Below are 21976 nucleotides of genomic sequence, written 5' to 3'. Positions count from 1 at the left end.
CAGGCTCAATGGCATTATGCGCGCGCCTTGCTTGCAGATTTGTGTCAACAATCGTCAACTTGGAAACAGCTTGTAACAGCCACCGGCGCCCCCTTGATATCAAACGGCATCGCCGCAAAAAACCCGAAGCGTGAATTTTTAGGTAATATCCCCCTCCCCGCACCCGTTCCGGCGGCCACAAGCCCGGAGCAGGCGGAGGCAGGCGCGGACTATCGGCCACCATCACTGGAGGCCGCTTTCCGTACCCCACTCCGGACCGACGAGAAACACCATCCTTCCCGATCGGCCCGCCGCATTCAAGACCAGGAAACCAGAACAGTACAAGCTGGCCGCAGCAACGCAAGTCGTTGCGCAGACCGCTTTTTCAAGACCGTTTTTCATCCCTCAACCAGACCATGACCCAACAAATTTCTGCCGCCGAGCAACTCCTGCGTGACGCCGCCCGCGAATACCACCGCACCCCGTCGCGCGGCAAGATCGAAGTCCGCCCCACCAAGCCGCTGTCTAACCAGCGCGACCTGTCGCTGGCCTATTCGCCGGGCGTGGCCTATCCCTGCCTGGACATCGAAGCCGATCCGCTGAAGGCCTTCGACTACACCTCGCGCGGCAACCTGGTGGCCGTCATCAGCAACGGCACCGCCGTCCTCGGCCTGGGCAACATCGGTCCGCTGGCCTCCAAGCCGGTGATGGAAGGCAAGGGCTGCCTGTTCAAGAAATTTGCCGGCGTCGACGTGTTCGACATCGAACTGGCCGAGAACGACCCGGACAAGCTGGTCGAGATCATCGCCGCACTGGAGCCGACCCTGGGCGGCATCAACCTGGAAGACATCAAGGCCCCGGAATGCTTCTACATCGAGCAGAAGCTCTCGGCCCGCATGAACATCCCGGTCTTCCACGATGACCAGCACGGTACCGCCATCATCTCCTCGGCCGCCCTGCTGAACGGCCTGGAACTGGTCGGCAAGGACATCGGCGCCGTCAAGATCGCCGTCTCCGGCGCGGGCGCAGCCGCCATCGCCTGCGTGGAAGTGATGATCGGCCTGGGTGTGAAGCGCGAGAACGTCTACATGGTCGACAGCAAGGGCGTCATCTACGAAGGCCGCCCCGGTGGACTGGACGCCTCCAAGCAGCGCTACGCCATCAAGACCGAGGCGCGCACCCTGGCCGACGTGGTCAATGGCGCCGACGTCTTCCTGGGCTGCTCGGCCCCTGGCGTGCTGACCGCCGAGATGGTCAAGACCATGGCCGACAAGCCCATCATCCTGGCGCTGGCCAACCCGGAACCGGAAATCCGCCCCGAGCTGGCCAAGTCGGTCCGTCCGGACTGCATCATCGCCACCGGCCGTTCGGACTACCCGAACCAGGTCAACAACGTGCTGTGCTTCCCCTACATCTTCCGTGGCGCGCTGGACTGCGGTGCCACCAAGATCACCGAAGCCATGAAGCTGGCCTGCGTGCGCGAGATCGCCGACCTGGCCAAGGCCGAGACCAGCGCCGAAGTCAGCGCCGCCTATCCCGGCAAGGAACTGGTGTTCGGTGCCGACTACCTGATCCCGACCCCGTTCGATTCGCGCCTGATCCTGAAGATCGCCCCGGCCGTGGCCAAGGCGGCTGCCGAGTCCGGCGTGGCGACGCGTCCCATCAAGGACTACGCCGCCTACCGCGAAGAACTGACCCGCTTCATCTACCAGACCGGCATGTTCATGCAGCCCGTCTTCAACACCGCCAAGGTCGCGCCGCAACGCGTGGTCTACGCCGATGGCCAGGATGAGCGCGTGCTGCGCGCCGTGCAGTTCGTGGCGGACGAAGGCCTGGCCGCACCGATCCTGGTCGGCCAGCCCGCCGCCATCGAAGCCGGCATCAAGAAGGCCGGCCTGCGCATCAAGATCGGCCAGAACGTGCAAGTGATCGACCCGGCCAGCGACGCCCGCGTGGCGCAATACGCCGCCCAGTACAAGGACGGCAGCGAAGCCGACGTGCGCGCCAGCGGCAGCCTGCTGGCGGCGCTGATGGTCAAGGCCGGTGACGCCGACGCCATGCTGTGCGGCCTGGATGGCAACTACGACGGCCACCTGGCCCATGTGGAAAAGGTGATTGGCCTGAAGGACGGCGCGCAGGAATTCGCCGCCCTGAACGCGGTGCTGCTCCCGGAACAGACGCTCTTCATCACCGACACCTACGTCAACGACACCCCGGACGCCGAGCAGCTGGCGCGCATCGCCAAGGCAGCCGCCGAAGAAGTGGCGCGCTTTGGTGTGCCGCCGAAGGTGGCCTTCCTGTCGCACTCCAACCATGGCAGCTCCTCGCGTCCCTCGGCCCGCAAGATGGCTGCCGCGCATGAAGCCTTCAAGAAGCTGGCACCGGAGGTCGAATCCGCCGGTGAACTGCACGGCGACGCCGCCCTGTCGGAAAAGATCCGCAACAATGCGGGCCTGGCCGACAGCGGCCTCACCGGTGCCGCCAACGTGCTGGTCTGCCCCAACCTGGATGCCGCCAACATCCTCTTCAACGTCTTGAAGACCAGCAGCGGCCAGGGCACCACCATCGGCCCCATCCTGCTGGGTGCGGCGGCCCCCGTGCACGTGCTGACCCCGTCTAGCACCGTGCGCCGTGTCATCAACATGACCGCGCTGGCAGCGGCCAAGGCACAGGACGGCAAGTCCAAGGCCTGAGTCCCGCAGGTAGCATGAACAACGCCCCGCTGTCGTGAGATAGCGGGCGTTTTGTTTTGGGACAAAACTTCACGCTGGCGCACACCGGTCAGCCGCAGCGCGCCGTCATGGCCTCATCGTGCGAAATAAAGATCATGCAGGTGATCCAGCGCCACCTCGCTGGCCTTCTGCGACAGGATCACCTTGCCGCCCTGCATCAGGTAGACGTGATCAGCCACGCCCACGGCGCGTTCGGTGTTCTGTTCCACCAGGATGATGGTGCGGCCCTCTGCCTTCAATCGCGCCAGGATCTCGAAGAGTTCGTTGACCACCACCGGGGCCAATCCCAATGAGGGTTCATCGATGATGAGCAGCTTGGGTTCAGACATCAGCCCGCGCGCCATCGCCAGCATCTGCGCCTCGCCACCCGAGAGTGACCCGGCCAGCTGGCGGCGACGTTCGCGCAGCTTTGGGAACATGGTGTAGGCGCGCTCCAGGTTGTCCTTCACGCGCGCGCGGTGCTGCGGGGCGAAGGCACCGACGATGAGGTTTTCCTCGATGCTCATGGCGCGGAAGATCATGCGCCCTTCCGGGATCATCGCCATCGAGACCTTGGACATTTCCCAGGTCGGCATGCCATTGAGCACTTTGCCATCCAGCGTGACCTGGCCCTGCCCGATCGGAATCAGGCCCATGATGGCGCGCAGCAGCGTGGTTTTGCCGGCACCGTTGGGCCCGATGATGGTGGTCAGCTGGCCCTGCCCCACCGTCAGCGAGACATCCCACAGCACATTGATGGCACCGTAGCCGGCGCGCAGGTTGGTGACTTCAAGCATTCACGCTCCCGTATAACTCTTGATGACTGCAGGATCATTGAACACCTGCGCCGGCGCGCCCTCGGCGATGAGCTGGCCGAAATTGAGCACGGCCACGCGCGGGCACAGGTTGCTGATGGTCTCGATGTCGTGTTCGATGATGACGATGCCCACCGCAAAGGCCTCATGCAGGCCCTTGAGCATCTGCATGAAGCGGCGCTTGCCATTGGTCTCCAGCCCGGCCAGCACTTCATCGAGCAGCAGCAGCTTGGGCTGGGTGGCGAGCGCCTTGGCCACTTCCAGCGCTTTCAGTTCGGTCAGCGCCAGTTCGGTGGCGGCATCGCGCTCGGCCTTTTCGGCCAGGCCGGTGAAGGCCAGCACTTCGTCGATCTTGGCCGCATCCACCTTGCCGGTGGCAAAGCGCTGCGCCACGATCAGATTCTGCCGCACCGTCAGTTCATGCATGGGCTGCGGAATCTGGAAGGTGCGGCCGATGCCCAGCCGCGCACGGCGGTGCAGCGGCGCATGCAGGATATCGGCGCCATTGAAGCGGATGCTGCCGCTGGTCGGACGCACCAGTCCGGAGATGGCATTGAAGAGCGTGGTCTTGCCCGCGCCATTGGCGCCGACCAGTCCGACCACGTCGCCGGTGCCGACCTGCAGCGTGACTTCATCGACCGCCGTCAGGCCGCCGAAGCGCACCGAGACTTTTTCAAGTTGCAGCATGCTTGCCTCCTGCGGATTTGCCTTTGCCCAGCTTGCGCAGCAGTGGCAGCAAGCCGTCCGGACTGAAGACGATCATCGCCACCAGCAAGGCCCCCAGCACCAGCTGATGGCCGGAAGGAATGATGTTCTTGAACACCAGCTGATCCAGCAGGTAGACCACCACCGCCCCGACCACCGGTCCGGTGATGCTGCGATAACCTCCGAAGATGGCAGCCACGATGGGGATGGTGACCCACAGGGCGCTGAAGGCATAGTCCGGTTCCAGGAAGCTGATGTAGTGCGCATTGAAGGCACCGACCACGCCGCACATGAAGGCCGACAGCAGCAGCATCATGCCCTTGAGCACAGTGCTGTTGACGCCCACCACGCGGGTCGCGTCCTCGCTCTCGTGCATGGCGCGCAGGGCCAATCCATAGTGGCTCTCGCGCACTCGCGCATATACCAACGCGAATACCGCCACGATCAGCAGGATCACGAAATACGCGCCGATCTTGCTCGACAGGTCGACGCCCATCACCGTCGGCAGGCGCGCAATGTTGGAGAGCCCGCCCGAGCCGCCGGTCATCGAGGTCCACTCGGTGGCCAGGATGCGGAAGATGTGTGCATACGCCAGAATCGCCAGCGCGAAATACGGACCGCGCAGTCGTAATACCGGCAACATCGCCAGCGCCGCGACCAGTGCGCCGACGCCGCCCAGCAGCATCCCCAGCAATACCGGCACGCCGAATTTCATGCTCAATACCGCCGAGGTATAAGCCCCCACACCAAAGAAAGCCGCGTGACCGAAACTGATCATGCCGCCCAGGTTGCCCAGCAGCGCCCACGACAGCGCGATGCCGCCGATGACCATCGCGGCCACCAGCAGGCTCATCACGTAATGGTCCTGCGCCAGCAGCAGCGGTGCGCCGATCAGCATCAAGGGCAGCAGCAGTGCGGGCAGCTTGTTCTTGTTCATCGTCATGATTTCATCCCCTTCTTGCACGCACGCCGAACAAGCCGTTGGGCATGATGAACAGCACCAGCAGGAACAGCCCCATGCCCGCCAGTTCCTGCAGGGCCGAGCTGGCCAGGGTCACGGTCAGCGCCTCGGCCACGCCGAGCAGGATCGCGCCGATCAGCACGCCCGGAATCGAGCCCACACCGGCCAATACAGTAATAATGAAAGCCTTGACCGTGAGCACCCCGCCATAAGCTGGGCTGATAACACCGTAACTGAACAAGGCCACCCCGGCGAAGGACGCTAGGATGCCCGCCACGATGAAGGACACCAGTTCGGTATAGCCGGGATTGATGCCCATGAGCTTGGCCGCATCGCGGTTGCTGGAGACGGCACGCACCGCGCGGCCATACCAGCTGCGCGAGAGCCACCACCAGAGCGCAGCCATCATCAACAGGCTCACGCCGAAGAACAGCACTTCGCTGCGCATGCTGTAGAAGGGGCCGAGCACGAAGGCTTCCTGCAGCCATTCGGAACTGGTGGAACGGATGTCGGCCTTCCAGATCAGCAGCATGCCGTTGGTGAGGATGACACCGATGCCATAGGTGAGGATGAGCGAATTGATCTCGCGGTCCTTCTTGATGCGGCTGACCACGAAATACACGATGGCCGAGGTCAGGCACACCACCACCAGCGCGATGGGGATGGCCAGTACCGGGTTCAGGCCCAGGCCCGATTCCACCGAGTAGGCGATATAGGCCGCCAGCAAGACCAGCTCGCCCTGCGCCAGGTTGATGACCCGCATGGCACCGAACACCAGCGCCAGGCCCAAGGCAATGAGAGCGTAGGAGCCCCCCTGCAGCAGCCCCGAGTACAGGGCTTGCAGTATCAGTTCATTCATGTCTGCATTCCGTTGGAGTGGGCAACGGCGCGCCCGCCCGTGCAGCGTGCGCGCCGCCCGGGCATTACCAGGGCACGGCCGGATAATTCATCTTGTTGGTAGCAGCCGCCTTGGGCCAGACGATGGCGACCTTGTCGCCCTGGTGCTGGCCCATGTGGTGGGTGAAGTTCAGGTTGTCGCCATTGGCACCGAACTGCACGCGGCCGATCAGGGTTTCACGATCGGTCTTGCGCATTTCTTCGGCCACGCCATCCTTCTTGAGCGTGCCCTTGTCGGCGGCGCGGGCGATGGCTTCGAACAGCAGCATCGATTGCACGTAGCCGAACTGGCCCAGGTAGTCAGGGTCCTTCTTGTAGAGGCGGCGATAGGTTTCTTCAAAGAGCTTGCCATCGGCCGTGGTGAACTGCGCCGGATACGGCAGCAGCGCCGTGCCATACACATTGGGCACCAGGTCCGGGAAGTCCTGCGCCATCTTCGGGGTGGCCAGCGACCACACGCCGACCATGGCCTTGACCGCCGGCTTCAACACGCGCGCTGCACGCAGGATGCCGACGTAGTCATTCTCGTAGCCGATCATGGCGATGACTTCCGGCTTGTCCTGCAGCTTGATCTTGTTGACGATGGGCTTGAAGTCGCTGATGGCCGGATCGAAGGCGTGCGCGGTCACCTTCAGTCCCTTGGCACCCCAGGCTTTTTCCAGGTCCTTGGCCAGCGCAGCCGTGGCTTCCTTGGTGGAATAGACAATGGAGACCGAGCGTGCATTCATGTCGTCCAGCAGGCCCACCATGGCCTTCTGGTAGCCGGCCACGTTGTTGATGCGGAAGAAGTTCTTGCGGCCGCTGTTGACCAGGTTGTCGTCCACGCCGCCGGAGGTCATGTAGACCAGTCCCGCCTTGCCTGCCGCATCGGCGGCCGGTGCGATGTTGTTGGAGCCGTAGCCGCCGGTGATGGCCAGCACGCCTTCGCCAGCCAGCTTCTCGACGGCGGCAATGGCCTTGGCCGGGGCCGATTCGTCATCGATGGTGACCAGCTTGATCTTGTGCTTGCCGTTGGTCTTGTTGAAGACATCGGCCGCCACGTTGATGCCCTCCTGCATGCCCGAGCCCACGCGTGCCAGGCTGCCGGTCAGCGGAATTTCCACCCCGACCTTGAGTTCGTCGGCGGCCGCGCTGCCCGCGCCACCGGCCAGTGCCGAGGCCACACAGGCCAGCAGGGCCAGTCGCTTGATGCCTTGATGCTTGTTCGTCATTGTCTCCACCTTTTTCCTCTGAGTGAATCTGAGTGATGTTGATGTCTGTCCTGGCCGGGGACGTCCCGCTTCAGCGATGGATGCCAGGCGCACGACGCTGCCTGCGAACGTGCGCATCCCGGCCGGACGGCACCGGACACCCATGGCTGAAACGGGTCTGCATGACCCCGATGGCGCTGACTTCTGTTTTTTGTTGTGATGGACCTGCGGTACTGCCTTGCTGCGCACCGCTCATGCCTGCGGCATGGCGGCGCGTCTGTCTCCGTGCTCGTTGTTGCTCGTTGTGACTTGTTCGTTGCTGCCTGCCGCTCAATGGCGGCCCATGCTCGCTTCCACCGTGCGCACCACGTTCACCAGGCGCGGGCCGAGGTCTTCCATCAGCATCTCGCGCGTCAACATGAAGGCCGGGCCGCCGCAATTGAAGGCCATGATCTTTTCTTCGTTGGCATCGATCATGGGCACGCCCACGGCGCTGATGGTCTTTTCCCATTCGCCGACGGAAATGCAGAAACCATGATCCTGGTAATCCTTGAAGGCCTGCTCGATGCCGGCCTTGACCTTGGGCCATTGCTCTTCATTGCGCAGGCGGATGTGGTCCATCAGGAAATCGCGTTCGTTCTGGGGCAAGGCGCACAGCAGCGCGCGGCCCATGGAGGTGGTGGCCAGCGGAATGCGCGAGCCGACGTCGCGGCGCAAGGTCACGGCGGACTGGCCGCGCGTGGCTTCGATGTAGACCATGCTGAGGCGATCGCGGATGCCCAGCGCCACATTGCACTGCGAATAGTCGGCCAGCTCCTGCATGGCCGGACGCGCCAGCTTGCGCACATCCATGCCGGAGAGCAGCGAGTAGCCCAGCGCGAGCACGCCGGAGCCGAGCTGATAGCGGCCCTGGTCTTCGGAATATTCGAGATAGCCCAGCCGGGTCAGGGTGTGCGTGAGGCGCGAGATGGTCGGCTTGGGCAGGCCGGTGCGCTTGGCCAGTTCGGTGTTGGTGAGGTAGATCTCCCCGGGGCGGAAACACCGCAGGATCTCCAGTCCACGCGCCAGAGCATTGACGAACTGCCGGTCGTGGCTCTCATCCTCACCCTTGAACGACACAATCTCATCCATCCGTCACATCTCCGCGTGGCAGGGCCGTGCCGCATGGTCACGTCGCCCCTCATTGGCTGTGGAATGTACACACCTGAAATCGCAGTGTCAATTATTTGCGAACGCGTGTTCCGCTGTGCAAAACAAGTAGTCCGGATGTGGTGTTTCAACAGCGCCAACAGAGGCCCCCGGCTCAACCTGCCTTTTTCGCCATCGGCCGCAAACGCCCGCCCCGCCTGACCCTTGCTGACAATTGTGCAGATCGGGACGCTGCGGTATGCACGGTTTACACATCCGGCGCAAATGCGGTATCGTTGCCGACAAAAGCCATTTGCGAACTTGAGTTTCGCTATGCGAACCAACTAGAACAGGAGACTGCTGCATGTCCAAGCAATCCACGGCGGCGGGAGAAACGCCCCCGGTCCATCTGGCGCGTGAAGGCGCCATCCTGGTGGTGACCATCGACAACCCGCCGGTCAATGCGCTGGGGGTGGCGGTGCGCCGGGGCCTGATGTCCGCCATCGAAGAGGGCGAGGCCGATGCAGGCGTGGCCGCCATCCTGGTGACCGGCGCGGGCCGCAACTTCATCGGCGGGGCCGACATCCGCGAATTCGGCAAGCCGCCGCAATCGCCCCTGCTGACCGAACTGTGCAATCGCATCGAAGTCTGCAGCAAGCCGGTGCTGGCGGCCATCCACGGCGCGGCCTTGGGCGGCGGGCTGGAAGTGGCGCTGGCTGCGCATTACCGCGTGGCCCTCGGCAACGCCCGCCTGGGACTGCCCGAAGTACAACTGGGCCTGCTGCCCGGTGCCGGCGGCACCCAGCGCACGCCGCGCCTGATCGGTGCGCAGGCCGCGCTGGACATGATGCTGACCGGACGCCATCTCAGCGCCAAGGAAGCCCTTTCGCTCGGTCTGGTAGACCAGCTGGCCGAGGGCGACAGCGCCGACCAGGCACGCGCGGCCGGCCTGCGCGAACTGCAGGCCCTGCTGGAGACGCACGCACCGGTACGCCGCAGTCGCGATGGCAAAGGGCTGGCTGATACCGCCACCACGCAAGCGGCTATTGCGGCCGCACGCGCCGAGGCCGGCAAGAAATCGCGCGGCCTGTTCTCCCCGTACAAGATCATCGATGCGGTGGAAGCCGCCACCACTCTCCCCTTCGACGAAGGACTCGCACTGGAACGCCAGTTCTTCCTGCAATGCCTGGACAGCCCGCAACGCGCCGGCCTGATCCACGCCTTCTTCGCCGAACGCGAAGTCCAGAAAGCCCCCGAGACCCGCAACGCCCAGCCGCGCCGCATCGAACGGATCGGTGTGGTCGGCGGCGGCACCATGGGTGCGGGCATTGCCGTGGCGGTGCTCGATGCCGGTTTGCCGGTGACCATGATCGAACGCGACGACGAAGCGCTCGCACGTGGACGCAGCCATGTGGAAAAAACTTACGACGCCCAGGTGGCCAAGGGCCGTCTCACGCAAGAAGCCCGCGATGCCGTACTAGCGCGCTTGCAGGGCAGCACCCGTTATGAAGACTTGTCCGCCGCCGATGTAGTGATCGAAGCCGTCTTCGAAGATCTGACGGTGAAGCAAGCCGTCTTCGCCGAACTGGACCGCGTCTGCAAACCCGGCGCCGTGCTGGCGACCAACACTTCCTACCTCGACATCGATGCGATTGCCACCAGCATCTCCCGTCCTGAGGACGTGATCGGCCTGCATTTCTTCTCCCCGGCCAATGTGATGAAGCTGCTGGAAATCGTGGTGCCGCGCCAGGTCGCAGGCGACGTGGTGGCCACCGCTTTCGAACTGGCCAAGCGCCTGCGCAAGGTGCCGGTGCGCGCCGGGGTCTGCGATGGCTTCATCGGCAATCGCATCCTGGCCGTGTATCGCCAGGCGGCCGATGCCCTGATGGAAGATGGCGCGTCGCCCTATGAGATCGATGCCGCGGTGCGCGACTTCGGTTTTGCCATGGGGCCGTACCAGGTGGTGGACCTGGCCGGTGGCGACATTGGCTGGGCCACCCGCAAGCGCCGCGCCGCCACGCGCGATCCGCGTGCGCGCTACGTCCACATTGCCGACCGCCTGTGCGAGCGCGGCTGGTTCGGCCAGAAGAGCGGACGCGGTTTCTATCGCTATCCGGATGGACCGCGTAGCGGCGCGCCGGACCCGGAAGTGCTCGCGCTCATCGACGAAGAACGTGCGCGTGCCGGCATCACCCCGCGCAGCTTCAGCAAGGAAGACATCCAGCGCCGCTACCTGGCGGCCATGATCAATGAAGGTGCCAATGTCGTGCACCAGCGCATTGCGCTGCGTCCGCTGGATGTGGATGTCACCTTCCTCTATGGCTACGGTTTCCCGCGCCATCGTGGCGGTCCCATGAAATACGCCGACATGGTCGGCCTGCCCAATGTGCTGGCCGACATCCGCGCCTTTGCTGCAGAAGACCCGCTGTTCTGGACGCCCTCGCCGCTGCTGGTGGAACTGGTCGAACGCGGCGCCAATTTTGAATCGCTGAACCAGGCCGGCTGAACGTTCGACCGCACTCACCGGAGACCGCGCGTATTGCCGGTCTCCCCCTTGCACCATCCTTCCAGGAGAATTCCATGATGCGGGAAGCCGTCATCGTATCCACTGCGCGTACTCCCTTGACCAAGGCCCATCGCGGCGAATTCAACGTCACGCCCGGCCCGACCCTGGCGGCCTTCGCCGTGCGCGCCGCCGTCGAACGTGCGCGCATCGATCCGGGCCAGATCGAGGATGCCATCCTCGGCTGCGGCTATCCGGAAGGCACCACCGGGCGCAACATCGCGCGCCAGGCCATCGTGCGTGCAGGTCTGCCCATCAGCATCGCCGGTACTACCGTCAATCGTTTCTGTGCCTCGGGCCTGCAGGCCATTGCGATGGCGGCCGGCCGCATCGTGGTCGATGGCGCCGATGCCATGATCGCAGGCGGTGTGGAAAGCATCTCGCAGATCCGCAGCCGCAGCGCCACCGATAGCGGCGACAGCGGCATGGACCCGTGGATCGTCGAGCACAAGCCCGAGCTCTACCTGCCCATGATCGAGACCGCCGACATCGTGGCCGCGCGCTACTGCATCTCGCGCGAAGACCAGGACCGCTTCTCCGAAGCCAGCCAGCGCAAGACCGCCGAAGCGCAGGAAGCCGGACGCTACCGCGACGAGATCGTGGCCTGCACCACCACCATGCAAGTGACCGACAAGGCCAGCGGCCAGACCAGTCTGCGCGAGGTTACGGTGGAGGCCGACAACTGCAACCGTCCCGGCACCACTTATGAGGCGCTGGCCAAGCTGGCCCCGGTGATGGGCGCGGACAAGTTCATCACCGCAGGCAATTCCTCGCAGCTCTCCGACGGCGCTTCGGCCTGCGTGATGATGGAAGCGCGTGCCGCAGAACGTGCGGGATTGCCGGTACTGGGCGCGTTCCGTGGTCTTGCCGTGGCTGGTTGCGGGCCTGATGAAATGGGCATCGGCCCGGTCTTTGCGGTGCCGCGCCTGCTTCAGCGGCACGGCCTGCGCATGGAAGACATCGGCCTGTGGGAACTCAACGAAGCCTTCGCCTCGCAGGCCCTGTACTGCCAGCGCCGCCTGGGCATTCCGGAAGAACTGCTCAACGTCAACGGCGGCGCCATTTCCATCGGCCATCCCTTCGGCATGACCGGGGCCCGTCTGGCCGGCCACGTGCTCATCGAGGGCAAGCGGCGCGGTGCGCGCTACGCCGTGGTGACCATGTGCATCGCCGGCGGCATGGGCGCGGCCGGCCTGTTTGAAATCTATTGAAGCGCAGCGTCGCTTCGCCGCATCCCCAAGGAGACTGGAATGGATCTGAATTTCACCCCGGCCGAAGAAGCCTTCCGCGACAGCGTGCGCGCCTTCCTCGCCGAGAAGCTGCCCAAGGCCTTGTCTGACAAGGTGGCCAGCGGCAAGCACCTGAGCCGCGACGAGATGGAACAATGGCATGCCATCCTCAACGAGCGCGGCTGGCTGGCCAATCACTGGCCCAAGGAATATGGCGGCACCGGCTGGACCGTGATCGAGAAATTCATCTTCGAACATGAGTGTTGCCTGGCGCATGCGCCGCGCGTGGTGCCCTTCGGCGTCAACATGCTGGGGCCGGTGTTGATCAAATACGGTAACGAGGCCCAGAAGCGGTACTGGCTGCCGCGCATCCTCAGTGGCGAGGACTGGTGGTGCCAGGGCTATTCGGAACCGGGCGCGGGTTCCGATCTGGCGGCCGTGAAGACGCATGCGGTACGCGACGGCGATCATTACATCGTCAACGGCCAGAAGACCTGGACCACGCTGGGCCACTACGCCAACATGATCTTCTGCCTGGTGCGCACCAACCGCGAAGCCAAGAAACAGGAAGGCATCAGCTTCCTGCTGATCGACATGAACGCGCCGGGTGTGGAAGTGCGCCCCATCATCACGCTGGACGGCGAGCACGAAGTCAACGAGGTCTTCTTCACCGATGTGCGCGTGCCGGTACAAAACCTGGTCGGCGAGGAAGATCGCGGCTGGAGTTGCGCCAAGTACCTGCTGACCTATGAGCGCACCAACATCGCCGGCATCGGCTTCTCGGTGGCCGCACTGCAACGCTTGAAGAACATCGCCGCCACGCAACGCAGCCATGGCCGTCCGCTGGCTGAAGATCCGCTCTTCGCGGCCCGCATGGCCCGCGTGGAAATCGATCTGGAGAACATGAAGACCACCAACCTGCGCGTCATCTCGGCGGTCGCCGGCGGTGGTGCGCCCGGTGCGGAAAGCTCCATGCTCAAGATACGCGGCACCGAGATCCGCCAGGAAATCACAGCCCTCACCCGCCGCGCCATGGGCCCCTATGCGCGCCCGTATCAGTGGCATTCGCTGGAAGAAGGTCACGACGGCGGCACGCTGGGTCCGGAAGCCGCTGCCGGTGCGGCCGCGCATTACTTCAACAATCGCAAGCTGTCGATCTTCGGCGGCTCCAATGAAATCCAGAAGAACATCATCTCCAAGATGATCCTTGGCCTGTGAGGAAACGCCCATGAATTTCGAGCACACCGAAGAACGACGCATGCTGGCCGACAGCCTGCGCCGTCTCATTACCGAACAGTATGGTTTTGAAGCCCGCAAGCACCTGCTGCAATCCGCACCCGGCATGAGCCGCGACATGTGGTCGCAGCTGGCAGAGATGGGCGTGATCGGCGCGCTCTTCCGCGAGGAAGATGGCGGCTACGGCGGTGGCGGTTTCGACATCGCCGTGGTGTTTGAAGAGATCGGCCGCGGCCTGCTGCTGGAGCCCTTGCTGGGCAGTGCCATCCTGGTCGGCGAGGCCATCGCGGCCGCTGGCACGCCCGCACAGAAAGCCTTCCTGGAACAGATCATCGCCGGCCAGACGCTGGCCGCCTTGGCCCATGAAGAAGCCGACAGCCACTACGCGCCCACGCACGTGGCCACGCGCGCCACGCAATCGGCCGATGGAAGCTGGCGTCTGCAAGGGCACAAGGCGGTCGTGGTGCACGCGGAAGCGGCCGATGTATTCCTGGTCTCGGCGCGCACCAGCGGCGCCACCGATGACACTGACGGCATCTCGCTGTTCCTGATCCCGGCCGATACGGCGGGCCTGCAATTGCACGGCAGCGACACCATCGACGGTGGCCGCGTAGCCGACCTGCTGCTGAAGGATGCATCTCTGCCCGCCGACGCTCTGCTGGGCAGCCCAGGCAATGGCGCTGCGCTGCTCGAACGTATCATCGGACGCGGCGTGCTGGCCCTGTGCGCTGAAGCGCTGGGCGCGATGGAGGTGGCCAAGGAAGCCACGCTCGATTACCTGCGCACCCGCAAGCAGTTCGGCCTGCCCATCGGCAGCTTCCAGGCCCTGCAGCACCGCATGGCCGACCTGCTGCTCGAAGTGGAACAGGCGCGCTCGGCGGTCATCAATGCCGCTGCTGCCCTGGACGCCGACCGCCTCACGCGCGAACGCGCCTTGTCGGCGGCCAAGTTCAGCATCGGCCGCATCGGCACGCTGGTGGCCGAAGAATCGATCCAGCTGCATGGCGGCATCGGCATGACCTGGGAACTGCCGCTGTCGCATTACGCCAAGCGCCTGGTGATGATCGATCACCAGCTCGGCGACGAGGACCACCACCTGCAACGCTACATCGCGCTGGGCCGCGAAGTGCCGGCATGAGCGAGGTCCTCTGCGAGCAGCGCGGCGCGGTGCGCGTGCTCATCAATCACGATCCGGCCACGCGCAATGCCCTCAACGCCGACCTGTATGTGGCACTGAAGGCCGCGCTAGACGAGGCCCAGGCCGATCCGCAGGTAGGGGCCATCGTGCTGGCCGGGGGCGGCAACTTCTTCTGCTCCGGCGGCGACCTGCGCCTGCTGGCCCAGCGCCGCAGCATGGCGCCCGCGCAACGACGTGAAAAGCTGGAAGGCTTGCACGACCTGATCCGCCATATCGGCCGCTGCAGCAAGCCGGTGATCGCGGCCGTCGAAGGTGGCGCGGCCGGCGCCGGGCTGTCGCTGGCCCTGGCCTGCGATCTGCTGGTGACCACGCGCCAGGCACAGTTCTCGGTGGCCTACGTCAAGGTCGGGCTCACGCCCGATGGAGGCGTGACGGCCTTCCTCGCGCAATTCCTGTCGCGCCAGGTGCTGACCCAGCTGTGCCTGTCGGGCGAGCGTTTCAATGGCGAACGCCTGCATGCCATGGGCGCGGTCAATCAGCTGGCCGAGGCGGGACAGGCACTGCAAGCCGCCGTGCAACTGGCCGCCACCCTGGCCGACGGACCGGCACAGGCGATGGCCCGCATCAAGCACCTGTGCCAGCATGCCTACGGCGCCACGCTGGAAGAACAGCTGGAACTGGAAGCGCAGCACATGGTGCTCTCGCAGGGCGAAGATGAAGCGGCCGAGGGGATTCACGCCTTCCTCGAAAAACGGCCCGCCGATTTCCGGCAGCTGCGGCAGACACCAAACGAATAGCAGTACCGGGATGCGCAACCACGAAATACAGAAGAACAAGACGTAATACGCATCCCGTCCATGAGGAGACAACATGACTGAACAGACTGCATCCCTGCCGCTGGACGGCGTCCGCGTACTGGACCTCTCGCGCGTGCTGGCCGGCCCGTGGTGTGCGATGGTGCTGGGCGACCTGGGTGCCGAAGTGATCAAGGTCGAGCACCCCGAACGCGGCGACGACACGCGCGACTGGGGTACCCGCATCGGCTCGACCGAGACCGCGTATTTCAACAGCGTCAACCGCAACAAGCGCTCCATCAGCGTCGACCTGCAGACCGAGGAAGGCCAGGACATCGTGCGCCAGCTGGCCCGCAAGAGCGATGTGGTGATCCAGAATTTCAAGTTCGGCGGCGTACAGAAATTTGGCCTCGATTACGAAACCCTGCGCCGCGACAATCCCGGCCTGGTGTATTGCTCCATCACCGGCTACGACAGCAGCGGTCCCGAAGCCACACGGCCCGGCTATGACCTGGTGATCCAGGGCGAATCCGGCCTGATGTCGCTCAATGGCGAGGCCAGCCAGCCGCCGTTGAAGCTGGGCGTGGCAGCGGTAGACCTGTTCACCGGCATGTATTCCGCCCAAGGCGTGCTGGCCGCGCTGTACCAGCGCCAGCAGACCGGACAGGGGCGCCACGTGGAAATGGCGCTGTTCGATTGCGGCGTCATGATCACCTCGTATTACGGGCTGGAAGCGCTGATCCTGGGCGACGATCCGCCGCGCTATGGCAATGCGCATCCCTCCATCATTCCCTATGGCGTCTTCGATGCGGCCGATGGCCGGCTGGTCATCACCGTGGGCACCAACAGCCAGTACCAGCGTTTCTGCCACAGCGTCATCGACCGTCCCGACCTGGCCGAGGATGCGCGCTTCAAGACCAATGTCAGCCGTGGCCAGCATCGCGACGTGCTGGTCCCGGAAATCAATCGCGAACTCAAGGCCCGCAAGCGTGCCGACCTGCTGGCCAAGCTGCATCAGGCCGGCATTCCCTGCGGTGAAGTGCTGGGCCTGCATGAGGCGCTGACCAGCCCGCGCGCCACCTCGGCCGGCCTGGTCAGCACGCATCCGCATGCAGAAGCGGGCAGCGTGCAGGTGCTGACGCCGCCCTATCGTTTCGATGGCGAACGCCTGCCGGTGCGCAAGGCACCGCCGTCCCTGGGTGAAGGCACGGGAGAAGTCTTGCAGTCGCTGCTGGGGATGGAAGAAGCGCAGATCGCCGCGTTGCGCGAACGGGGCGTGCTGTAGCGAGAGAGGAGCGGAAGAGAAAACAGATCGCTTGCAAGCCACCGTACAGGCGGCTTGCAGGCGATGTCGCTTCAGTTGGAGAAGGCCGCCAGCCCGGTGATGGCGCGGCCGAGGATCAGCGCATGCACATCATGCGTGCCCTCATAGGTGTTCACGACTTCCAGGTTCACCAGGTGACGCGCCACGCCGAACTCGTCGGAGATGCCGTTGCCGCCCATCATGTCGCGCGCCATGCGGGCGATGTCCAGCGCCTTGCCGCAGCTGTTGCGCTTCATGATCGAGGTCTGCTCGATGCCGGAATATCCCTCATCCTTCAGGCGGCCCAGGCGCAGGCAGCCTTGCAGGCCCAGCGAGATTTCGGTGAGCATGTCGGCCAGCTTCTTCTGCACCAGCTGGTTGGCTGCCAGCGGACGGCCGAACTGCTGGCGCTCCATGGTGTAGCGGCGCGCGCGCTCGTAGCAGTCTTCGGCTGCACCCAGCGCGCCCCAGGCGATGCCGTAACGCGCACTGTTCAGGCAGGTGAAGGGTCCTTTCAATCCGCGCACATCGGGGAAGGCGTTTTCTTCCGGACAGAAGACGTTGTCCATCACGATTTCCCCGGTGATGGAAGAACGCAGGCCGACCTTGCCGTGGATGGCCGGCGCCGACAAGCCCTTGGCCCCCTTGTCGAGAATGAAGCCGCGAATCTCGCCTTCGTCATCCTTGGCCCACACCACGAAGACATCGGCCACCGGGCTGTTGGTGATCCACATCTTGCTGCCGGACAGGCTGTAGCCGCCGTCCACCTTGCGGGCGCGGGTGATCATGCTGCCGGGGTCTGAACCATGGTTGGGTTCGGTCAGGCCGAAGCAACCGATCCATTCGCCGCTGGCCAGCTTGGGGAGGTATTTCTGTTTCTGCGCTTCGGTGCCGAAGGCATTGATGGGGGTCATCACCAGCGAGGATTGCACGCTCATCATGGAGCGATAGCCGGAATCGACGCGCTCGACTTCACGCGCGATCAAGCCATAACAAACGTAATTCAACCCGGCACCACCGTATTGCTCGTCGATGGTCGCGCCCAGCAGGCCCAGCTCGCCCATCTCGCGGAAGATGCTCACATCCATCTTTTCGTGGCGGAAGGCTTCCAGCACGCGCGGGGCCAGGCGGTCCTGGCAGTAAGCTTGAGCGGCGTCGCGCACCTGGCGCTCATCGTCGCTCAGTTGCTGCTCCAGCATCAGGGGGTCGGCGTAATCGAATGCATGTCGTTGCTGCGTTTTGCTCATGGAAGCCTCTTTTGTGCATCAGGAATCGCTGCAGCAGCGCGGTCCTCGCAGACCGTCCTCCCGCAGCGGCGGTGGACAAAAATATACGGACTGCCCCGCCCCGGCGCAAACGAATTGTTTGCATCACCGTGTGCGTTTTGCGCACTCCGGTTCCGCCTGTCGAGACAGCCGATCCGGACCCGGCTCAACCCAATCCGCTGGGCAGGCGATACGCCTTGGCCTGCTCTTCCAGCCAGTCCTGGAACAGGCGCAGCAGGGGCCGCTCCGAGGTGCGCTCGGGATAGATCAGGTAGTAGGAATGGGTACTCAGGTAATCGTGATCGACTGCCACCACCAGCAAGCCGCGCCGCAATTCATCCTCGATCAGGAAGCGCGGGATCAGCGCCACGCCCATGCCCACGATGGCGGCCTGGGTCAGCATGGAGAACAGTTCGAGCTGCGTGCCCACCAGGTCGTTCTGCACCTGCATGCCGAAGGAAGCGAACCACTGCCGCCACACATAGGGCCGCGTGCTCTGCTGCAGCAGCGGATAGGCCAGCAGCTCGGTGGGCGTGAGCTTGCGGCCGGCACCGATGAGCTCGGGGCTGGCCACGGCCACCATGCTCTCGCGCATCAGGAACACCCCCTCGGTCCCGGGCCAGCTGGCTTGCCCGGCGTAGAGCGTGGCATCGAGATTGGTCTCTTCAAAAAGGAAGGGCCGGGTGCGCGGTCGCAGGTTGACGGTCACGCCCGGATGCGCCTCCAGGAAGTAGCGCAGGCGCGGCAGCAGCCAGCGGGTGGCGAAGGTCGGCATCACGCCCAGCTCCAGCGTATCGCCATGGCCATCGCGCGACATCAGGTGCAGGGCATCGCGCTCGATTTCATCGAGGCGCTGGCCGACCTGGTGGCTGTAGCTCACGCCCGCTTCGGTCAGGCGCACGCCGCGCTTGGTGCGGCGAAACAGCTTCAGGCCCAGGAATTCTTCCAGCGCGGCTACCTGGCGGCAGACCGCGCTCTGCGTCACCGCCATTTCCTGGGCGGCCTTGGTAAAGCTCTGGTGCCGCGCGGCCGACTCGAAGACGGCCATGGCCTGGGTGGAAGGAATCTTTCGGCGCATCGTGCGAAAAAGGCGGAGAAGTGAATTTTATGCACATCTTACTGCAGCTGCGGCGTCTTCCATCATGCCTCTTTGAATAATCTTGTACGACATCCTGACAACCATCGATATCAAACAATCGATATCAATTAACGCATTGCCAGCATGATTAATTTCATTGGATGGAAATCTTGCCGGTCGTTAAGATCAAGCCCGATCCAGCCATGCGACCATCGAACAGCAAGCGCCGGCGGCCAAGGGAGGCCGCTGGCTACAAGAGAGACAGGATGGGCAGGAAGCCGACGCTTCGTGACGGCATGACAGCATGACATCACCAGCACTTCATTGCTCCCGCAACCACGTCCCCCGGCCGGTTGCTGCTCTTGACGCCCGCACGCCAAACGGGCGGCCTCGCAGAAACGTTCGACCGCATCGTTCGGATCCGACACTGAAAACGATATAAATCGAATGCGAGGAAGACATGATCTGGTTCTACAACCTCAACATCGCCAAAAAACTGGCCCTGTCCTTTGCGGTGGTGATTGCGCTGACCCTGTTGCAGGGCCTGTTCGCCATGAAGGAACTCAAGCAGGTCAACAGTGCTTCCGGCGAGATCGTCAACAAGTGGATGCCGACCATGGATGCCGCGCGCGAGCTGCAGGGTTCGCTGCCGCCGCTGCGCCTCAATGAACTGGAACTGGTCACGGCGGTGACGCCACAGGAGCGCACCGCTGCCAACCAGTCCATCAAAAAACGGCTGGATGCGCTGGCCAAGCAGCGCGCGGTGTTCGAGCAGCGCATGTCCGAACCCGAGGAGAAGGAACAGTACGCCCAGTTCGGCAAGAACCTGGCTGCCTATCTGAAGGTGAATGAACAGCTGGCCGAGATGGCGGCCAACCAGCAGTACGACGAGACACGCGCCCTCTTCAATGGCGAATCCGCCAAGCTCTACGCCGCGATGGTCGGCAACCTCAACGCCATCGTGAAGCTCAATGCGAGCGGCAGCGCGCGCGCTGACGAAGAAGCCTCGGGCGTATTCCGTGCGGCGCAGCGCTGGATCGTGGGCTTGCTGGTGGCGACGGTGGCCATCGGTTCGCTGCTGGCCTTCGTGGTGGCGGCCAATGTCTCGCGCCCGTTGAAGGAAGCGGTGGAAATCGCCCAGCGCGTGGCACGTGGCGACCTGACCCTGCGCATCCGCCCGGCCGGCCGCGATGAAACCGGACGCCTCATGGAAGCCCTGCGCGTGATGAACGACAGCCTGCGCGACATCGTCAATGAGGTTCGCCAGGGGACCGACACCATTGCTACCGCCTCCAACGAAATCGCCCGTGGCAATCTGGACCTGTCCAACCGCACCGAACAACAGGCCGGCTCGCTGGAAGAAACGGCGTCGGCCATGGAGCAGCTCACCTCCACCGTCACCCAGAATGCCGACAACGCGCGCCAGGCCAACCAGCTGGCGGCCACCGCCTCCGACATCGCCAGCCAGGGCGGTGACGTGGTGGGCCAGGTGGTGCAGACCATGGAGGGGATCACCGAGAGTTCGCGCCGCATTGCCGACATCATCAGCGTGATCGATGGCATCGCCTTCCAGACCAACATCCTGGCGCTCAATGCCGCGGTGGAAGCGGCGCGTGCCGGCGAGCAGGGACGCGGCTTTGCCGTGGTGGCCTCGGAAGTGCGCTCACTGGCCCAGCGCTCGGCCGGTGCGGCCAAGGAAATCAAGGAGCTGATTGACGACTCGGTGCAGAAGGTCAGCGCCGGCAGCACTTTGGTGGAACGTGCCGGCAGCACCATGACCGAAGTGGTGGCCAGCGTGCGCCGCGTCACGGACGTGGTGGCCGAGATCAGTGCGGCCACGCAGGAACAGAGCGGCGGCATCAATGAAGTCAATCTCGCCATCACGCAGATGGATGAAACCACGCAGCAGAACGCCGCGCTGGTGGAGCAGGCGGCGGCGGCAGCGGATTCGCTGAAGGGACAGGCGGGGAATCTGGCGGCGGTGGTGGGGAAGTTCAAACTGGAGTGAGGCCATCCTTGCCGACGTCGGATCGCCTGACGTCGGCGGCGTGCCTTGGCCCCGTGTGCAGTCAATCGCGCCCTGTCACGGCCCCATGCGCGAGAGCAGCAGCCTGAACCCTAGCGTCATCATGACGGCACCTGCGGTGCGGTCGAACCAGTGCTTGCCCTGCACATACCAGCGGCGCGGACGCGCTGACGAGAGCGCCACGGCCACCAGGCCATACCATCCCGCTTCGATCAGGAAGACCAGCAGCAGCGTCAGTCCCTTGAAAGGCAAGGACGTCTCGGCCGGCAAAAAGGCCGCAAACACGCTGGTGTAGGCGATGGCGGTTTTCGGATTGCTGATCTGGGTGACCAGGCCCAGCCACAGGGACCGGCGGGACACGGACGGTGATGCATCGCGCTGTGCGATATCGTCCGCCACCAAGGGCGTACGCGCCCCGCGCCAGATGCGCCAGCCCATGTAGGCCAGATAAACACCACCCCCGAACTTCAATACCAGATAGAGCGAAGGCACTGCCAGCAGCACTGCTTGCAGTCCCAGCAAGGCCGCTCCGGCAAAGAGCACGCCGCCGATGCCCATGCCCAGTGCGGCCAGCAGGCCATTGGCTCGTCCGCTTCCGACCGAGGTGCGCGCCACCATCACGAAACTGGGTCCGGGGCTCATGGTGGCCACGCTCAACGTGGCGGACAGTGCGATCACTTCAGCAAGATGTTGCATGGACAGGCTCCTTTTGGCGACGAGGACGGTCCTCATTCGGTTGTTTTTTCAGGAAGAACGGCACCTCGCTCGCGCCTATGCCCAGGTCATTGAGCTCGCGCGGGCCCATCTCCCGCATTTCCTGCGCGGCGCCCCCCTGTGAAGCGTGATGGTCCCCGAGGACGCGGGCAAGGACCTGGCTGACGATGTGCCGCATGGACTTCTCCCTGGATGAATGCGCAGATCATCCGCCAATCGAAGTCATTGGTAAAATTGAGTTTGA

The 21976-nt window shown here is 64.2% G+C and carries 18 protein-coding genes; 8 read left to right on the top strand and 10 right to left on the bottom strand.

The genetic code is table 11. The annotated features are described in order from the left end of the window. The first annotated feature begins 395 nt into the window (after positions 1-395). A complete protein-coding gene (locus JOD78_RS13460; protein ID WP_209567743.1) occupies positions 396-2672 on the top strand; it encodes an NADP-dependent malic enzyme in 2277 nt (758 codons plus the stop codon). Positions 2673-2785: 113 nt separating this feature from the next. Here JOD78_RS13460 and JOD78_RS13455 read toward each other — a convergent pair whose 3' ends face one another. The 6 genes from JOD78_RS13455 to JOD78_RS13430 form a co-directional block, all read right to left on the bottom strand. Beyond that, positions 2786-3487 carry an ABC transporter ATP-binding protein gene (locus JOD78_RS13455; protein WP_134137130.1) on the bottom strand — a complete coding sequence of 234 codons (702 nt, stop codon included), beginning with the start codon at positions 3485-3487 and terminating at the stop codon, positions 2786-2788. Beyond that, positions 3488-4192 (bottom strand): ABC transporter ATP-binding protein, encoded by a 705-nt coding sequence (locus JOD78_RS13450; RefSeq protein WP_039786000.1) that lies wholly within the window; start codon positions 4190-4192, stop codon positions 3488-3490. It abuts the gene before it with no gap. Further along, positions 4179-5153: a branched-chain amino acid ABC transporter permease gene (locus tag JOD78_RS13445; RefSeq protein WP_121044092.1), complete on the bottom strand. Its 975-nt coding sequence runs from the start codon at positions 5151-5153 to the stop codon at positions 4179-4181. Before JOD78_RS13445 ends, JOD78_RS13450 begins: the two co-directional genes overlap by 14 nt. Before the next feature lie 4 nt (positions 5154-5157). Continuing rightward, positions 5158-6030, bottom strand: a complete 873-nt coding sequence (locus JOD78_RS13440) for a branched-chain amino acid ABC transporter permease (RefSeq protein WP_034340218.1) — start codon at positions 6028-6030, stop codon at positions 5158-5160. 64 nt (positions 6031-6094) lie between these two features. Beyond that, positions 6095-7279: an ABC transporter substrate-binding protein gene (locus tag JOD78_RS13435; protein WP_121044095.1), complete on the bottom strand. Its 1185-nt coding sequence runs from the start codon at positions 7277-7279 to the stop codon at positions 6095-6097. A 309-nt stretch (positions 7280-7588) separates the two neighbouring features. Next, the gene (locus tag JOD78_RS13430) at positions 7589-8389 is read right to left on the bottom strand and encodes an IclR family transcriptional regulator (protein ID WP_008326330.1); all 801 of its coding nucleotides are present in this window, start codon (positions 8387-8389) and stop codon (positions 7589-7591) included. A gap of 361 nt (positions 8390-8750) precedes the next feature. On the opposite strand from JOD78_RS13430, the gene JOD78_RS13425 reads away from it, so the two are divergent. The 6 genes from JOD78_RS13425 (at position 8751) to JOD78_RS13400 (ending at position 16631) form a co-directional block, all read left to right on the top strand. Next, positions 8751-10892, top strand: a complete 2142-nt coding sequence (locus JOD78_RS13425; RefSeq protein WP_209567745.1) for a 3-hydroxyacyl-CoA dehydrogenase NAD-binding domain-containing protein — start codon at positions 8751-8753, stop codon at positions 10890-10892. Between the two features lie 77 nt (positions 10893-10969). Continuing rightward, positions 10970-12160, top strand: coding sequence for an acetyl-CoA C-acyltransferase (locus JOD78_RS13420; protein WP_209568266.1), 1191 nt, complete (start codon positions 10970-10972; stop codon positions 12158-12160). A 39-nt stretch (positions 12161-12199) separates the two neighbouring features. After that, entirely contained in the window at positions 12200-13396 is a 1197-nt protein-coding gene (locus tag JOD78_RS13415; protein ID WP_209567747.1) for an acyl-CoA dehydrogenase family protein, read from the top strand. A gap of 10 nt (positions 13397-13406) precedes the next feature. Beyond that, positions 13407-14552: an acyl-CoA dehydrogenase gene (locus JOD78_RS13410; RefSeq protein WP_134137136.1), complete on the top strand. Its 1146-nt coding sequence runs from the start codon at positions 13407-13409 to the stop codon at positions 14550-14552. Continuing rightward, positions 14549-15349: an enoyl-CoA hydratase gene (locus JOD78_RS13405; protein ID WP_209567749.1), complete on the top strand. Its 801-nt coding sequence runs from the start codon at positions 14549-14551 to the stop codon at positions 15347-15349. Before JOD78_RS13410 ends, JOD78_RS13405 begins: the two co-directional genes overlap by 4 nt. 73 nt (positions 15350-15422) lie before the next feature. Then, positions 15423-16631, top strand: coding sequence for a CaiB/BaiF CoA-transferase family protein (locus JOD78_RS13400; protein WP_204725014.1), 1209 nt, complete (start codon positions 15423-15425; stop codon positions 16629-16631). A gap of 71 nt (positions 16632-16702) precedes the next feature. Here the strand turns inward: JOD78_RS13400 and JOD78_RS13395 are convergent, their stop codons facing one another. Together JOD78_RS13395 and JOD78_RS13390 are read right to left on the bottom strand one after the other, a co-directional pair. Continuing rightward, a complete protein-coding gene (locus JOD78_RS13395) occupies positions 16703-17896 on the bottom strand; it encodes an acyl-CoA dehydrogenase (protein ID WP_088755249.1) in 1194 nt (397 codons plus the stop codon). A 184-nt stretch (positions 17897-18080) separates the two neighbouring features. Then, complete coding sequence (locus tag JOD78_RS13390; RefSeq protein WP_209567751.1) at positions 18081-18992, bottom strand: LysR family transcriptional regulator; 912 nt, start codon at positions 18990-18992, stop codon at positions 18081-18083. Positions 18993-19452: 460 nt separating this feature from the next. Here JOD78_RS13390 and JOD78_RS13385 point away from each other — a divergent pair, with 460 nt between their 5' ends. Further along, a complete protein-coding gene (locus JOD78_RS13385; protein WP_209567752.1) occupies positions 19453-21000 on the top strand; it encodes a methyl-accepting chemotaxis protein in 1548 nt (515 codons plus the stop codon). A gap of 75 nt (positions 21001-21075) precedes the next feature. Here the strand turns inward: JOD78_RS13385 and JOD78_RS13380 are convergent, their stop codons facing one another. Continuing rightward, positions 21076-21714 carry a LysE family translocator gene (locus tag JOD78_RS13380; protein WP_121044115.1) on the bottom strand — a complete coding sequence of 213 codons (639 nt, stop codon included), beginning with the start codon at positions 21712-21714 and terminating at the stop codon, positions 21076-21078. Continuing rightward, positions 21698-21910, bottom strand: a complete 213-nt coding sequence (locus JOD78_RS13375; RefSeq protein WP_121044118.1) for a hypothetical protein — start codon at positions 21908-21910, stop codon at positions 21698-21700. Before JOD78_RS13375 ends, JOD78_RS13380 begins: the two co-directional genes overlap by 17 nt. Positions 21911-21976: the final 66 nt, after the last annotated feature.

This window comes from Herbaspirillum sp. 1130 (assembly GCF_017833835.1).
Classification (GTDB): domain Bacteria; phylum Pseudomonadota; class Gammaproteobacteria; order Burkholderiales; family Burkholderiaceae_D; genus Herbaspirillum; species Herbaspirillum huttiense.
This window is presented reverse-complemented; position numbering and strand designations above follow the sequence as displayed.

Excerpts from the sequence above, each read along its gene's own strand:
- JOD78_RS13460 (WP_209567743.1), top strand. The coding sequence starts at position 396 with ATGACCCAACAAATTTCTGCCGCCGAGCAACTCCTGCGTGACGCCGCC.
- JOD78_RS13455 (WP_134137130.1), bottom strand. The coding sequence starts at position 3,487 with ATGCTTGAAGTCACCAACCTGCGCGCCGGCTACGGTGCCATCAATGTG.
- JOD78_RS13450 (WP_039786000.1), bottom strand. The coding sequence starts at position 4,192 with ATGCTGCAACTTGAAAAAGTCTCGGTGCGCTTCGGCGGCCTGACGGCG.
- JOD78_RS13445 (WP_121044092.1), bottom strand. The coding sequence starts at position 5,153 with ATGACGATGAACAAGAACAAGCTGCCCGCACTGCTGCTGCCCTTGATG.
- JOD78_RS13440 (WP_034340218.1), bottom strand. The coding sequence starts at position 6,030 with ATGAATGAACTGATACTGCAAGCCCTGTACTCGGGGCTGCTGCAGGGG.
- JOD78_RS13435 (WP_121044095.1), bottom strand. The coding sequence starts at position 7,279 with ATGACGAACAAGCATCAAGGCATCAAGCGACTGGCCCTGCTGGCCTGT.
- JOD78_RS13430 (WP_008326330.1), bottom strand. The coding sequence starts at position 8,389 with ATGGATGAGATTGTGTCGTTCAAGGGTGAGGATGAGAGCCACGACCGG.
- JOD78_RS13425 (WP_209567745.1), top strand. The coding sequence starts at position 8,751 with ATGTCCAAGCAATCCACGGCGGCGGGAGAAACGCCCCCGGTCCATCTG.
- JOD78_RS13420 (WP_209568266.1), top strand. The coding sequence starts at position 10,970 with ATGCGGGAAGCCGTCATCGTATCCACTGCGCGTACTCCCTTGACCAAG.
- JOD78_RS13415 (WP_209567747.1), top strand. The coding sequence starts at position 12,200 with ATGGATCTGAATTTCACCCCGGCCGAAGAAGCCTTCCGCGACAGCGTG.
- JOD78_RS13410 (WP_134137136.1), top strand. The coding sequence starts at position 13,407 with ATGAATTTCGAGCACACCGAAGAACGACGCATGCTGGCCGACAGCCTG.
- JOD78_RS13405 (WP_209567749.1), top strand. The coding sequence starts at position 14,549 with ATGAGCGAGGTCCTCTGCGAGCAGCGCGGCGCGGTGCGCGTGCTCATC.
- JOD78_RS13400 (WP_204725014.1), top strand. The coding sequence starts at position 15,423 with ATGACTGAACAGACTGCATCCCTGCCGCTGGACGGCGTCCGCGTACTG.
- JOD78_RS13395 (WP_088755249.1), bottom strand. The coding sequence starts at position 17,896 with ATGAGCAAAACGCAGCAACGACATGCATTCGATTACGCCGACCCCCTG.
- JOD78_RS13390 (WP_209567751.1), bottom strand. The coding sequence starts at position 18,992 with ATGCGCCGAAAGATTCCTTCCACCCAGGCCATGGCCGTCTTCGAGTCG.
- JOD78_RS13385 (WP_209567752.1), top strand. The coding sequence starts at position 19,453 with ATGATCTGGTTCTACAACCTCAACATCGCCAAAAAACTGGCCCTGTCC.
- JOD78_RS13380 (WP_121044115.1), bottom strand. The coding sequence starts at position 21,714 with ATGCAACATCTTGCTGAAGTGATCGCACTGTCCGCCACGTTGAGCGTG.
- JOD78_RS13375 (WP_121044118.1), bottom strand. The coding sequence starts at position 21,910 with ATGCGGCACATCGTCAGCCAGGTCCTTGCCCGCGTCCTCGGGGACCAT.